The sequence below is a fragment of the Tenacibaculum sp. 47A_GOM-205m genome, assembly GCF_000518405.1.
GTDB lineage: Bacteria > Bacteroidota > Bacteroidia > Flavobacteriales > Flavobacteriaceae > Polaribacter > Polaribacter lutimaris.
The window spans coordinates 274,488-287,622 of record NZ_KI912431.1 but is presented as its reverse complement, the minus strand read 5'-3'; the positions used below and the strand labels follow the sequence as shown (position 1 = coordinate 287,622).

The 13,135-nt window shown below is 31.5% G+C and carries 16 protein-coding genes and 1 tRNA gene; 9 read left to right on the top strand and 8 right to left on the bottom strand.

Annotation, left to right across the window (positions count from 1 at the left end):
* Nucleotides 1-12 precede the first annotated feature (12 nt).
* A tRNA-Ser gene (locus N534_RS0113560) sits at nucleotides 13-97 on the top strand.
* Nucleotides 98-210: 113 nt separating this feature from the next.
* Here N534_RS0113560 and N534_RS0113555 read toward each other — a convergent pair.
* From N534_RS0113555 to N534_RS0113535, 5 genes are all read right to left on the bottom strand, one after another.
* The gene (locus tag N534_RS0113555; protein WP_028892994.1) at nucleotides 211-780 is read right to left on the bottom strand and encodes a phosphatase PAP2 family protein; all 570 of its coding nucleotides are present in this window, start codon (nucleotides 778-780) and stop codon (nucleotides 211-213) included.
* Nucleotides 781-782: 2 nt separating this feature from the next.
* The gene (locus N534_RS0113550) at nucleotides 783-1,832 is read right to left on the bottom strand and encodes a peptidylprolyl isomerase (RefSeq protein ID WP_028892993.1); all 1,050 of its coding nucleotides are present in this window, start codon (nucleotides 1,830-1,832) and stop codon (nucleotides 783-785) included.
* Nucleotides 1,833-1,924: 92 nt separating this feature from the next.
* Nucleotides 1,925-2,653 carry an FKBP-type peptidyl-prolyl cis-trans isomerase gene (locus tag N534_RS0113545; protein ID WP_028892992.1) on the bottom strand — a complete coding sequence of 243 codons (729 nt, stop codon included), beginning with the start codon at nucleotides 2,651-2,653 and terminating at the stop codon, nucleotides 1,925-1,927.
* Nucleotides 2,640-3,194 (bottom strand): gliding motility-associated peptidyl-prolyl isomerase GldI, encoded by a 555-nt coding sequence (gldI, locus tag N534_RS0113540; protein ID WP_028892991.1) that lies wholly within the window; start codon nucleotides 3,192-3,194, stop codon nucleotides 2,640-2,642. The genes N534_RS0113545 and gldI overlap by 14 nt, the downstream gene beginning before the upstream one ends.
* Entirely contained in the window at nucleotides 3,184-4,212 is a 1,029-nt protein-coding gene (locus N534_RS0113535) for a bifunctional oligoribonuclease/PAP phosphatase NrnA (protein WP_028892990.1), read from the bottom strand. The genes gldI and N534_RS0113535 overlap by 11 nt, the downstream gene beginning before the upstream one ends.
* 90 nt (nucleotides 4,213-4,302) lie before the next feature.
* Between N534_RS0113535 and N534_RS0113530 the strand changes: the two genes are divergently transcribed.
* Nucleotides 4,303-5,301, top strand: a complete 999-nt coding sequence (locus tag N534_RS0113530; protein ID WP_028892989.1) for an alkaline phosphatase D family protein — start codon at nucleotides 4,303-4,305, stop codon at nucleotides 5,299-5,301.
* 109 nt (nucleotides 5,302-5,410) lie between these two features.
* A complete protein-coding gene (locus N534_RS0113525) occupies nucleotides 5,411-5,830 on the top strand; it encodes a nucleoside-diphosphate kinase (protein WP_028892988.1) in 420 nt (139 codons plus the stop codon).
* Between the two features lie 313 nt (nucleotides 5,831-6,143).
* Here the strand turns inward: N534_RS0113525 and N534_RS0113520 are convergent, their stop codons facing one another.
* Nucleotides 6,144-6,551, bottom strand: coding sequence for a hypothetical protein (locus tag N534_RS0113520; protein WP_028892987.1), 408 nt, complete (start codon nucleotides 6,549-6,551; stop codon nucleotides 6,144-6,146).
* 199 nt (nucleotides 6,552-6,750) lie between these two features.
* Here N534_RS0113520 and N534_RS0113515 point away from each other — a divergent pair, with 199 nt between their 5' ends.
* Entirely contained in the window at nucleotides 6,751-7,170 is a 420-nt protein-coding gene (locus N534_RS0113515) for a hypothetical protein (RefSeq protein WP_028892986.1), read from the top strand.
* A gap of 51 nt (nucleotides 7,171-7,221) precedes the next feature.
* Here the strand turns inward: N534_RS0113515 and N534_RS0113510 are convergent, their stop codons facing one another.
* Nucleotides 7,222-7,518 carry a DUF721 domain-containing protein gene (locus tag N534_RS0113510; RefSeq protein ID WP_028892985.1) on the bottom strand — a complete coding sequence of 99 codons (297 nt, stop codon included), beginning with the start codon at nucleotides 7,516-7,518 and terminating at the stop codon, nucleotides 7,222-7,224.
* Between the two features lie 35 nt (nucleotides 7,519-7,553).
* A complete protein-coding gene (locus tag N534_RS0113505) occupies nucleotides 7,554-8,633 on the bottom strand; it encodes a DNA replication/repair protein RecF (RefSeq protein ID WP_028892984.1) in 1,080 nt (359 codons plus the stop codon).
* A 114-nt stretch (nucleotides 8,634-8,747) separates the two neighbouring features.
* On the opposite strand from N534_RS0113505, the gene N534_RS0113500 reads away from it, so the two are divergent.
* The 5 genes from N534_RS0113500 (at nucleotide 8,748) to N534_RS0113480 (ending at nucleotide 13,135) form a co-directional block, all read left to right on the top strand.
* On the top strand, nucleotides 8,748-9,533 hold the full coding sequence (locus N534_RS0113500; RefSeq protein ID WP_028892983.1) for a tetratricopeptide repeat protein: 786 nt from the start codon (nucleotides 8,748-8,750) through the stop codon (nucleotides 9,531-9,533).
* Nucleotides 9,533-10,039 carry a 6,7-dimethyl-8-ribityllumazine synthase gene (ribH, locus tag N534_RS0113495; protein ID WP_028892982.1) on the top strand — a complete coding sequence of 169 codons (507 nt, stop codon included), beginning with the start codon at nucleotides 9,533-9,535 and terminating at the stop codon, nucleotides 10,037-10,039. Before N534_RS0113500 ends, ribH begins: the two co-directional genes overlap by 1 nt.
* Nucleotides 10,040-10,213: 174 nt before the next feature.
* On the top strand, nucleotides 10,214-10,492 hold the full coding sequence (locus tag N534_RS0113490; RefSeq protein ID WP_028892981.1) for a hypothetical protein: 279 nt from the start codon (nucleotides 10,214-10,216) through the stop codon (nucleotides 10,490-10,492).
* A 4-nt stretch (nucleotides 10,493-10,496) separates the two neighbouring features.
* Nucleotides 10,497-12,350 carry a DNA mismatch repair endonuclease MutL gene (mutL, locus tag N534_RS0113485; RefSeq protein ID WP_028892980.1) on the top strand — a complete coding sequence of 618 codons (1,854 nt, stop codon included), beginning with the start codon at nucleotides 10,497-10,499 and terminating at the stop codon, nucleotides 12,348-12,350.
* A gap of 8 nt (nucleotides 12,351-12,358) precedes the next feature.
* Nucleotides 12,359-13,135 carry a rhomboid family intramembrane serine protease gene (locus N534_RS0113480; protein ID WP_028892979.1) on the top strand — a complete coding sequence of 259 codons (777 nt, stop codon included), beginning with the start codon at nucleotides 12,359-12,361 and terminating at the stop codon, nucleotides 13,133-13,135.

Genomic DNA, 13,135 nt, shown 5'->3' with positions numbered 1-13,135 from the left:
ATGAGGCGCTCAGGAGAAATGGCAGAGTGGTCGAATGCGGCGGTCTTGAAAACCGTTGACTGTAACAGGTCCGGGGGTTCGAATCCCTCTTTCTCCGCAAGTCCGAAGCGAAAGCTTCGGATTTTTTTTTAGGGGATTAAAGAAAAAAAAGCTTACATAATTGTAAGCTTTTTTTGATTTTAATATACCTTAAATTTTTGTGCTATTTTTCTATTTTACTAAACCTATCTTCTTTTCTACAATAGAGTATATGAAATAAAACAATATACCTAATATTATTCCTGTTACATACCCTGTTGTTACATCTACAGGAAAATGGACACCTAAATAAACACGGCTGTAACCGAATATTAAAGGGAACAAAATCATTAAGTAAATCATCTTAAAATGCTTTCTTAATAATAAAATCATAAACGTTGTTACTGTTGTTGACAATGACGCGTGTCCTGACCAAAAACTATACCCTCCAGATCTGTATTTTATTTGGCGTAAATACTCTTTTACACCCTCAGCATTACAAGGTCTTACTCTTTCGGTTGTGTTTTTTATTAAATTCGTAAACTGATCAGAAAAGGCTACGATAACAGCTATAAACAGCACTGTAAACACCCCCTTTTTCCATCCAAATTGCTTAAATACTAAAAATAGCACAAAAACAAATAAAGGAGTCCAAGTAAACTGATTCGTTATTGTTATCCAAAAACCATCCCATTGCTCACTACCTAAACTATTAAGATAAATTAAAAGCTCTTTATCTTTTTGTATAATATTTTCTATCAAAACTACTTTCCTACTTTTAAAACTTCTATTTCAAAAATTAAATTTGATTTAGGAGGAATTGGCCCCATTCTTTGATCTCCGTATCCTAAATAATAAGGAATAAATAAACGCACCTTATCTCCTTCTCTCATTGTTTTTACTCCTTCTTTCCAACCAGCTATTAAAGGAAAGTTCTCATCATTAACCGTAAAAACAAAAGCTTCTCCTTTATCTAAACTAGAATCTATTTTTTTTCCGTCTGTTAAATATAATGTATAATGTGCTGTGGTAGGTAAAGCTGGATTAACTTTTTTTCCATTTCCTTTTTGTAATGATAAAATTTTCAAACCTGAATTGGTAGTAATTGCATCATTAATTCCTTGTTCTTCTTGGTATTTCTTTTTTAGTTCTTCTAATTTTTGTTTACGCTCTACCTCCTTCTTTTCTGCATTTGCTAATTCTTGTTCAAATACTAATGGCGCATTAAATTGTTTAGCGTTTTCTCCTATCCTTAAAATCTCTACTTTATTAATAACGTCTCCCTTTTGGATCGTATCTACCACCATTTGACCTTTTAAAACACGTCCGAAAACAGAATGCCCTCCATCTAACCAAGGAGTAGCCTTATGGGTAATAAAAAACTGACTAGAGTTTGTTACTGGTCTTGAGTAATTTGCCATAGATAAAACACCTGGCCCATCATGCTTATGTAATAACTCACCTTCTTCATCTGTAGTGAACTCGTCAGGAAAAGTATAACCTGCATCTCCACTTCCTTTACCTGTTCTATCACCTCCTTGTATCATAAAGTCTTTAATTACCCTATGAAATTTTACTCCATCATAAAAAGGAATTCCTTTTAAAGAATCAGTCATTTTAGGATGTGTTCCCTCACTTAAAGCTACAAAATTAGCCACCGTCATAGGTACATCTTTATCAAAAAATTTCACCAAAACATCACCTTTATTGGTCTGAATATCTGCATACAAACCATTTTCTAAATCAGAATACTTTGCTGTCTTACATGAAGCGAAAACCACTAATAAGAATAGTAGAACTTTAAATAGTTTCATTAATTTATTTTTAAAAAATTACTTTTATAAACAATTAATTAGGTTAACAGCTAGTGCTAACCTAATTAATTATCAACTCTTTGGGTTAAAATTTATTTTACTTCTAATAACTCAACTTCAAAAACTAAAGCTGAAAAAGGCTTTATTGGACCTCCTGGTCTAGGGTTAAATCCGTAAGCTAATTCTTGAGGAATAAAGAACTTATATTTTGCTCCTGGCTTCATTAACTGTAAACCTTCTGTCCACCCTTTAATTACCTGACCTACTCCAAACTCGGTTGGCTCACCTCTTTCTACCGAACTATCAAACACTGTTCCGTCTATTAAAGTACCATGATAATGAACCTTAACTCTAGAATTTGTTTTAGGAGCTTCTCCTTCACCTTCTTTTAAAACGATATACTGTAATCCACTTTCAGTCGTTTTTACTCCATCTTTGTTTTTATTTTCCGCTAAAAACTCTTCTCCTGCTTTTTTGTTATCTCCAAACTCTGCTTCCGCTTTTTTAGCCTGCTCTTCTTCCATTTGCTTCATTCTTTCTTGTTGCTTCTTTTGAAAGAATGCTCTTAAAATATTATTGATGTCTTTTGATTCTATTAATAAATTAGTAGAATCCATACCATTTTTGAAACCTTGAACAAATAAACCTTGATCCATATCATCAAAATTTTGTTTGATTTTGTTCGCCATATCTAGCCCTAAAGCATAACTTACAGAATCTACTTCTGTTGCTAATGAACTTTTTTGTTGGAATTGACCATTGCTACATGATACTACAGATAAACCTACTACCGTAGCTGCTAAAATATTAGTTAATTTCATTGTCTTTTTTTGATTTTATATCGATTAGTGTTACTGTACTTTGTATTGGCTGATTTACAGCTATTTCATTTCCATCTCCTATAACTCCAAAAGCTCTATACGATGGTATTACAAATGTAATGGTTTCTCCTTTTTTCATCAACTTTATTCCATCCTGTAATGCAGGAATAAAATCTTCTTTGTCTACTTTATAACTTATCTCTCTTCTTTCATAAATAAGTCTGTTGTTAATATCTGAAATACTATACGATAACAAAACCACATCTTCTGTTTTAGGACTATTACTTAATCCTAAGGTGTCTTTTGTAACGTAAGTATACCAAAAACCATGAGGTGAAGTTTTATATTCTGTAATTGTATCTTGAGAAATCCATTTTTCTAAACGCTCTTTTTCTAAAGCGTTTAATTTTTTATTCTCTTTAAGAACTTCTTTATAAAAGTTTGTTGTACCGTGTTGCTTAGGCCTTCTTGCCTCAGGTTTTTCACAAGCAACTGTTATCAATAAAGTTATAAGAATAAAAAATGTTGTTTTATGCTTCATACGAATTTTGTAATTCTTGTTGATACGAAGTTAATAACGTTTTAAATCTTGCTATCGTATCTTCCATACTTTCATCACTTCTTCCACCTGCAGCATTATCATGCCCCCCTCCATTAAAATAGTTACGAGCAAACTTATTAACTGAGAAATCTCCTTTAGACCTGAAAGATATTTTTATAATTCCTTGCTCTTCATCTTCTATAAAAATAGCTGCGAATACAATTCCTTTCAAAGATAGTGCATAATTAACAACTCCTTCAGTATCTCCTTTTTCGTAATTAAACCTTCTCTTTTCTTCCTCCGTAAGTGTTATAAATGCAGTTTTATACTCTGGTAATACCTTCATGTTACTCAAAGCTTGTCCTAACAACAACAACCTACTGTATGAGTTCGAATCGTGCACATTACTGTGAATTCTATCATTTTCAGCTCCTTTATCTATTAAATCAGCTATAATTCTATGAGTTGTGCTCGTTGTAGAACGAAAACGGAAAGAACCCGTATCAGTCATAATACCTGTATACAAACAAGTAGCTATATTCTTATCTATCAAATCAACATCTCCCATCATTTCAATAAAATTGTATACCATTTGGCATGTTGAAGACATTGAAGTGTCTGAATACATATACATGAATTCATCTGGTTGTTGATGATGATCTATCAAGGCAAAGTCATTTTCATATTGCTCTAAGGTATTTTGCATATCATCTCCAACCCTATGCAAAGCATTAAAATCTAATAAAAAAACAATATCTGATTTCGCTAAAGCTTTAACCGATTGTTTATTTTGCCTATCAAAACGCTTTACAGTTTCTGAACCTGGAACCCAATGTAAAAACTCAGGATATTCATTTGGCATCAACACTTGTGTTGTATGCCCTTTTTTATCTAAATAATGTTTCAACCCTAAGGTTGAACCAATTGCATCTCCATCAGGATTTCTATGTCCTATAATCACAATATTTCTAGGTTGTGACAAAAATTGCTTTAGTTCTGTAAAGTGCTTTAAAATCATAAGTGGCGAATATACAAATTAATGCTTTATTAACCTTTTTAAGCTTTTCTTTTCGTTTCTTCGCATAAAAATTAAATCATTATGACATTTATGAAATCTCTAATTTCATTTATACTTTTAGTTACTTTTTCTATTACCTCATTTGGTCAAGAAAATTTCACCATTGCTTTTGGTTCATGTAACAACCAAAAACTTGACAATCCTTTTTGGCAAGATATTATTTCACTGCAACCAGATGTATGGATTTGGGGAGGCGACAATATTTATGCCGATACAAACAATATGCGTAAAATGAAACGCATGTATAAAACTCAAAAAAACATAAAAGGGTACAAAGAGTTAAGCTCAACAACTCCTATTCTTGCTACTTGGGATGATCATGATTATGGTAAAAACGATGCAGGAGTAGAATTTGAAATGAAAGACAAAAGTCAGCAGTTGTTTTTAGATTTTTTAGATATTCCTAAAGATTCTCCTAGAAGAAAGCAACAAGGTGTTTATCACTCAAAAATATTCAAAACAAAAGACGGTGATGTTAAAGTTATAGTACTTGACACCCGCTACTTTAGAACTTCACTTACCAAAGGAACTAACGGACAACGTTTTCAACCAAACAATTATAACGAAGGTACTGTTTTGGGCGACACTCAATGGAAATGGCTTACAAACGAACTTACCAGTTCTACCGCTACATTTACTGTAATTGTTAGTAGTATTCAAATCTTATCAAAAGAACATGGTTTTGAAAAATGGGGCAACTTTCCTCATGAAGTAGATAAACTGTTCAACTTAATTAAAGAGGCTAAAAACACGAATGTAATTCTTCTTTCAGGAGATAGACATATTTCTGAATTCTCAAAAACAACTGTTGAAGGATTAAAATACCCTATTATTGATTTTACTTCAAGTGGATTAACTCATGCTTATTCTTCTTTTACTTCTGAAAAAAATAGCTTCCGAATTGGAAATGTTGTAAACTCTTTAAGCTACGGTACGTTACTTTTAGATTTAAAAACTAAAAAAGCTACCCTACAAATGCGAGGTAAAAACGGAGCTATCCTACAAGAAATCAACGAAATATACCCTTAACTTGTGAATAACATTAAAAAGTGTATTTTTGCGCCGATTTATACAAAGTTTGTGTAAACAACAACAATTAAGGAATTTATCATTTTATTGATAATTATTACATTTAATAATGGCAACAAATAGAACTTTTACAATGATTAAACCAGATGCTGTTGAAAACGGACACACTGGTGCAATTTTAGAAAAAATTAATGCTGCAGGATTTAGAATCGTGGCTATGAAAAAAACTCAAATGACTAAGCGTGATGCTGAAACTTTTTACGGAGTACACAGCGAGCGTCCTTTCTTTGGTGAATTAGTTGAGTTTATGACTCGTGGACCAATCATCGCTGCTATTTTAGAAAAAGATAACGCTGTTGAAGATTTTAGAACTTTAATCGGTGCTACTAACCCAGCTGAGGCTGCTGAAGGAACTATCCGTCAATTATACGCTACTTCTATTGGTGAAAACGCAGTACACGGTTCTGATTCTGATGAGAATGCAGCTATCGAAGGTGCTTTCCATTTTTCAGGAAGAGAAATGTTTTAATTTCTATTCTAGAAAAACTAACAAATAAATAAAACTCGCTGCATAACTGTAGCGAGTTTTTTATTGTTTTATTTACTGATTGCAATTAGAACAAGTTCCTGAAACCATCCCATTAAAATTTTCTGACATATACTTTTCAGGCAGCATTACTTTTATTTCTCCTTCTAAACACTCAACCTTCCCGCAGGAAATACATCTAAAATGAAAATGATTGTGTTTATGCTTCTTCTCTTCATTTTACTTAATGCGATTGTATCGTAACAATATTTAAAAAGCATTTCTTTACTATCCTCTTAACTTAATTTCTCTAAAATTATAAAATTTCAAATCCTACTACCTTTTCTCTATGAAGCTTAATTAAATACTTATTTCCTGAAGCATCTATAAATCGATACGTCACATAACAAATTGCATCCTCATGTTCATTTAAAATATTTATACAGTCTAATCCCAATTCTTGTTTAGGATTCTTGAAGGTTTTTGCAAGATAATCTGTGATAACGCTGATGATAACATCTTGATTATCTTCAAAAAAATGAATAGCATTTAGCTGTTCTTCTTCCATCGAATGTAAAAAGCTAACAGCTATATTATCAACATACATATTAGTGTAACAATTAGTCTCTTGATCTAGTATAACAGCTGTAAAATCTTCATTCACCTGCCTATATCCTTTAATATCTGTAACCTCTATATAACAATCGTATGAACGTGTTTGCATATTTTTTTTTATAAATCTATTCTACAAACTAAAAGTACATAATTTTAATAATCTTTAAAAAGACACAACAACAAACACACTTAATAAATTTAATCTCATATCTTTATAGAACATAAACTACGTTGAATTTTTAAATTATAAAAAACGAATATAATTAACAAGTAAACCTTGTTGTATTTAACCTTTAAAAATTAAACCTATGAAAAAAATAATAATCTTATTAATTATCACATTATCATTAACATCGTTTACTAAATATTCCGAAAGTGACTTCAGTATTATAGGGAAATGGAAAGGGGAAGACAAAAAAGAAGCTGCTTACTTAATTTTTAAAAAGAATGGATATGCTTACTTTAAGTATCAAGGGCAAACTTTAGGGGGAAAGAAATTTCTTATTAATGAGGAGAAAGCAACTATGACATATGAAGTAGATTACTCTAAAAAACCAATAGAAATTGATTTTATCGTTAAAACAAAAGCAAGCGGTGAGATGAGCAGATTATTGTGTATTGCCGAAAAAATTGAGAAAAACACTATTAAACTACAATTTGGTTTTAACGGTAAACGACCTACTGAATTCAATGATAAAGATGGAGTCATCTTCAAAAAAGTTAAATAAACCCAAATATCAAAGAAACAAAATTTATATTTAAAAAAAAGGTAAATAAGTCTATACCAACATCAATTTTTTCACTAACTCCTCACCCATTTCTTCGTTAATCATACGAACAATCTTATCTTTTCCGTAACTTAATTCTTCTCGTAACACAGAAGAGGATAAACGGACTATTAATGTTCCGTTTTGAAGCTTCACCTCACTAGTATAAGAAGCAACTCCTGCACCCATTAATTTTGCCCAAGCTTCATCTATTTGAATTTTTTGAAACCCTTTTTTTAAATTATTTTCCTCAATAAAACTTCCCATTAAGTCTTTTAACGAAAAACTATCATTTTCTCTTTTAGCCATTTACTCTACTTTATGCTCTGTTCTTAACAACGCTATTATAATTTAAAAATCTGATATTCTTGGTTACTCTGTTTAATCACATCCTCTGTTCGTTCTGCATGGGTATCAGTAATAAAAATCTGACCAAACTCATCACTATTTACCAAATCTACAATCTGAGCTACCCTGTTTTCATCTAACTTATCAAAAATATCATCTAGCAACAAAATTGGTGTTACGTTAGATTGTTGCTTAATAAACTCAAACTGCGCCAGTTTTAACGCAATTAAATACGATTTTTGCTGTCCTTGCGAACCAAATTTCTTAATCGGATGCTCCCCTATTTCAAAACTTAAATCATCTTTATGAATTCCTGCCGATGTGTATTGCAAAATTTTATCTTTCTCTAAATTTTGCTGTAACAACAACTCTAAAGACGTATCATGCAACTGACTTTTATAACGTAAATTCACCTCTTCTTTTGCTCCTGAGATAATTTGATGCTTTGCATTAAAAATAGGAACAAATGCTTCTAAAAACACTTTTCGTTTATTATAAATAATCGACCCATATTCAATCAACTGTTCATCGTACACCTTAAGGTTCAATGCATCAAACGTTCTGTTTGCTGCAAAATATTTTAACAAAGCATTTCGTTGACTTACAATCTTTGTATATGATATTAAAGCTTGTAAATATTGCTTATCTTGTTGTGAAATTACACCATCAATAAACTTACGACGTGTTTCACTTCCTTCAACAATTAAATCTCTATCCGCAGGGGAAATGATTACCAACGGTAACTGCCCTATATGTTCTGAAAACTTTTCATAGGCTTTACCATTACGCTTTAACACCTTTTTTTGCCCTCTTTTTAAAGAACAAATAATCTTTTCTTGTCTATCATGTAACAAATAATCACCCTCAATCATAAAAAATTCTTGACCATGACGAATATTCTGTCCTGCTATCGAATTGAAATAACTTTTAGCAAAAGACAAGTAATAAATTGCATCTAATATATTGGTTTTACCAATACCGTTATTCCCCACAAAACAATTTATTTTCTTTTGAAAATCAAAAGTTTGCGACTCAATATTTTTAAAATTAACCAATGATATTTTTTGCAAATACATGAATAAGTGTTGTTTCAAAAAAGAATGCGCAAATTATCGAAAATTTACCAAAAAACGACTTTTAAAATCCAATTAAAAAAACTATTTTTGTCGCCACTAATTTTTTAAGCAACTATGGCTACATACAAGAAAAGAGGTTACAAACCTAAGAAAGAAAAGGTTACACAAGAAGTAGAAGAAACATTTGATGAAACGCAAAGTACTACCGCTGAAGTATTTAATACTTTAGACGAAACTGCAAACAAATCAGAGGAATGGATTGAAAAAAACAGCAAGCCATTATTTTACGGATTGGTAGCTATTGCAGCTTTAATTTTAGTGTACTTAGCTTATAGCAAGTTTATTGCTGAACCTAAACAACAAGAAGCTTCAAATGAATTAGCATATCCTAGAGCTTTATTTGATGAAGCTGCTACTTTTGCTGGTGCCAAAGCAGATTCTATCTACAACTTAGCTTTAGCAGGAGGAGTTAATGGAAAATATGGTTTTATTGATATTGCTGATCAATTTGGTGGTACTAAAGCAGGAAACTTAGCAAACTACTATGCTGGTATTTCTTACTTAAAAATGAAAAAGTATGAAGAAGCTATTGAGTATTTAAGTAGCTTTAAGTCTGATGATGAATTATTAGGACCTACTGCTTTAGGAGCTATTGGTGATGCTTTTGCAGACATTAACCAACCAAAAGAAGCTTTAGATTACTACCAACAGGCAGCCAACAAAAAAGACAATCAATTTACAACTCCTTTATTCTTATTCAAAGCAGCTCAAATTGCTATGGATTTAAAAGAGTACAGTAAAGCTGAAAAATTATACACAACCATTAAAGAAAAATACGCTGATTCTGATCAAGGAAGAGATATTGAAAAATATATCAACAGCGCAAAATACGCTCAGTAATGGCAACAACAAATTTATCTTATTACGATAAAGCTTCAATCCCAAATGCGAAACCTTTTCGATTTGGGATTGTTGTTTCAGAATGGAATCCTGAAATCACTCAAAACCTTCATAAAGGGGCAATTGAAACTTTATTAGACTGTGGTACTGAACAAGAAAATATTATTTCTTGGGACGTTCCTGGTAGTTTTGAATTAGTGTATGGATGTAAAAAAATGATTGAAACTCAAAAATTAGATGCTATCATCGCAATTGGAAACGTTATCCAAGGTGAAACCAAGCATTTCGATTTTGTATGTGAAGGAGTAACACAAGGAATTGTAGATTTAAACATCAAATACGATGTTCCTGTAATTTTCTGTGTACTGACTGATAACACTAAACAACAATCATTAGATCGCTCTGGCGGAAAATTAGGAAACAAAGGAATTGAATGCGCCGTAGCTGCTATTAAAATGGCTGCTATTAAAAACCAAGAACGCACATCTAACTCATTAGGATTTTAATTTCTTTTAAAACAGAATAAAAAAGCGAGAAATCTTATAAAGGTTTCTCGCTTCTTTTTTAACTTTAATTTATCCACAATTTTTGACCACCTCTCTATAATTCAGTAACTTTGAATTTCGACTTATTTGGTGTGATTTTTGTTCCACATAAGCTATTAATAAAGCAACATTTTTATGGGATTTATCAAAAGAGAAAATAAAAAGTTCGATTACAAACCTCGTTATTATAAAGGAGAAGGGAATCCTTATGAGATAAAACAAAAGTTTGATCAATATAGAACTACTATTGGAAAAAAGAAGAATTTAAAAGGAAAATTCAATGCTGCTTTAGACGATCTTAAAGAATCAGGATATCGATTTAACAAAACAATCGTAATTATCGCATTGATTTTAACACTTGTTTTCTTATTTATTATTGATTTTGATCTTTCAATCTTTTTCCCTAAAAAATAACTAAATGTCAGATATCATACAGTTACTTCCTGATCATGTTGCCAATCAAATTGCTGCTGGTGAAGTGGTACAACGTCCCGCTTCTGTTGTAAAAGAATTGATTGAAAATGCTATTGATGCAGGAGCTACTTCAATTACCTTGCTTTTAAAGGATGCTGGAAAAACTTTAATTCAGGTAATTGATGATGGGAAAGGAATGAGCCCAACTGATGCTCGCCTAAGTTTTGAACGTCATGCTACTTCTAAAATTAAAGAAGCACAAGATTTATTTAACTTAAATACTAAAGGTTTTCGTGGTGAAGCTTTAGCTTCAATCGCAGCAATTGCTCATGTTGAGCTAAAAACCAAGCAGGAAGAAAATGAATTAGGTACACAAATAAAAATTGAAGGAAGTGAAATTGTTTCTCAAGAAGTAGTTTCAACAGCAAAAGGAACAAGTATTGCAGTTAAAAACTTATTTTTTAACATTCCTGCTCGTCGTAACTTTTTAAAATCTGACACTATTGAAACACGTCACATTATTGATGAATTTCAGCGTGTTGCTTTAGCACATCCTAGCATTTCCTTTTTACTACATCATAATAATAATGAAGTTTATCATTTAAAAAAGAGTAATCTTCGTAAACGTATCGTAGCAATTTTTGGCGCTAAAATGAATGAAAAATTAGTTCCTATTAATGAGCAAACCGATATTATTACCGTAAACGGATTTGTAGCAAAACCAGAATTTGCTAAGAAAAAACGTGGTGAACAATTCTTTTTTGTTAATAATCGTTTTATCAAAAGCTCTTATTTAAACCACGCTGTTATGAATGCTTTTGAAGGTTTGTTGGAAGGCGGATCGCATCCATCATATTTCTTATATTTAGAAGTACCACCAAATACGATTGATATCAATATACACCCGACAAAAACGGAAATAAAGTTTGATAATGAAAAAGCATTATACGCTATTTTACGTGCGACCGTAAAACATAGCTTAGGGCAATACAATGTTGCTCCTGTGTTAGATTTTGATAGAGATGCCACTTTAGATACTCCGTATGATTACAGCAAGAAAGGTAATTCTTCTATTCCGCCGATAACAGTAGACCCTACTTTTAATCCGTTTAAAACGGAAACTAGCTACAAAGAACCTTCTAAGACTAATGGAGCTTCTAAAAATGCTAGCACACACAGCTACCAATCGAGCTTTAAAAAAGACACGGGTAACTGGGAAGCTTTGTACACAAATGTTGATACTTTTGAACCTATTCAACAAGAACAATTATTTGAATCACAACAAGAAACCGAAACAGGAAAAACCTTCCAAATTCAAAAAAAATATTTGTTAAGTTCCATAAAGTCAGGAGTGGTATTAATTCATCAATCCTTAGCGCATCAACGTGTTTTGTATGAAGAATTTTTAGAAAACATTACTGTAAAAGAAGCCAGTAGTCAGCAATTATTATTTCCTGTGAACATTTCATTTTCTTCGTCTGATATTGAAATGATTTACAGTATTAAATCTGATTTAGAAAGTGCTGGATTTATGTTTGATGAGTTCACGAAAGAAAGTGTGGTTATTGCTGGAATTCCAACTTCAATAAGTGAAAGTCAAATAACACTAATTTTAGAACAGTTATTAGACGATATAAAATTAGAAGTACCCGATACTAGCTTTAGCCACTTTGATGTGATGGCAAAATCTTTTGCTAAATCATTAGCTATAAAAACTGGTACTTCATTAAATATGAAAGAACAAGAAAATTTAGTTAACAATCTATTTTCTTGTAAAGAACCTAATATTTCACCATTTGGCAAACCAACATTTAAAACATTAACTTTAAATGAAATTGATGCCATTTTCAATAAATAAAAAATTGTATGCCTAGATTAACACAAGCCATAAAGCATTTAATAATCATTAACGTGATTCTATTTTTTGCTCCTCAGTTATTAAACATGGATTTAACCAATTTGTTTGCTTTACATTATCCTAAAAATGAACATTTTGGCATTTGGCAGTATGTTACACATATGTTTATGCATGGTGGTCCTGCTCATTTACTTTTTAACATGTATGGTTTGTGGGCTTTTGGTACTCCGTTAGAACAAATGTGGGGACGAAATAAGTTTTTATTCTTCTATTTTTCTGCAGGAATTGGTGCTGGATTAATTTATACACTTACCAATTATTACCAATTTAATGGAATTTACGAACAATTAATTTCATCAGGTATTACAAGTAGTGAAGTCTCTAAAATATTAGATATCTCTTCCTATTCTACAAAAGAATTTATAAATCAATGTAATATTATATTATCTAATAACTCGAGTTTAAATTTTTATCAAGGGTTAGGTGATAATCTAGTCGAAATTCATAACTTATTTAATGCTGAAGCCGTTGGTGCTTCAGGTGCAATTTATGGGGTTTTAGTTGCTTTCGGATTAACTTACCCTAACGCTAAACTAGCATTGATCTTCTTCCCTGTTCCTATTGCAGCAAAATATTTTATTCCGTTGATTATTTTAAGTGATTTATTCTTCGGAATGACCAATTATTCTATCGGTAACATTGCTCATTTTGCCCATGTGGGAGGTGCTATTATTGGTTTTATAATAGCATGGTACTGGAAGAAAAATCAGTTCAGATTTCAGTAA

Coding starts and splice junctions, on each gene's coding strand:
- N534_RS0113505 (WP_028892984.1), bottom strand. CDS start 8,633: ATGTATTTGCAAAAAATATCATTGGTTAATTTTAAAAATATTGAGTCG.
- N534_RS0113515 (WP_028892986.1), top strand. CDS start 6,751: ATGAAAAAAATAATAATCTTATTAATTATCACATTATCATTAACATCG.
- N534_RS0113550 (WP_028892993.1), bottom strand. CDS start 1,832: ATGAAACTATTTAAAGTTCTACTATTCTTATTAGTGGTTTTCGCTTCA.
- N534_RS0113510 (WP_028892985.1), bottom strand. CDS start 7,518: ATGGCTAAAAGAGAAAATGATAGTTTTTCGTTAAAAGACTTAATGGGA.
- N534_RS0113535 (WP_028892990.1), bottom strand. CDS start 4,212: ATGATTTTAAAGCACTTTACAGAACTAAAGCAATTTTTGTCACAACCT.
- N534_RS0113545 (WP_028892992.1), bottom strand. CDS start 2,653: ATGAAATTAACTAATATTTTAGCAGCTACGGTAGTAGGTTTATCTGTA.
- N534_RS0113520 (WP_028892987.1), bottom strand. CDS start 6,551: ATGCAAACACGTTCATACGATTGTTATATAGAGGTTACAGATATTAAA.
- mutL (WP_028892980.1), top strand. CDS start 10,497: ATGTCAGATATCATACAGTTACTTCCTGATCATGTTGCCAATCAAATT.
- N534_RS0113525 (WP_028892988.1), top strand. CDS start 5,411: ATGGCAACAAATAGAACTTTTACAATGATTAAACCAGATGCTGTTGAA.
- N534_RS0113500 (WP_028892983.1), top strand. CDS start 8,748: ATGGCTACATACAAGAAAAGAGGTTACAAACCTAAGAAAGAAAAGGTT.
- N534_RS0113530 (WP_028892989.1), top strand. CDS start 4,303: ATGAAATCTCTAATTTCATTTATACTTTTAGTTACTTTTTCTATTACC.
- N534_RS0113480 (WP_028892979.1), top strand. CDS start 12,359: ATGCCTAGATTAACACAAGCCATAAAGCATTTAATAATCATTAACGTG.
- N534_RS0113490 (WP_028892981.1), top strand. CDS start 10,214: ATGGGATTTATCAAAAGAGAAAATAAAAAGTTCGATTACAAACCTCGT.
- gldI (WP_028892991.1), bottom strand. CDS start 3,194: ATGAAGCATAAAACAACATTTTTTATTCTTATAACTTTATTGATAACA.
- ribH (WP_028892982.1), top strand. CDS start 9,533: ATGGCAACAACAAATTTATCTTATTACGATAAAGCTTCAATCCCAAAT.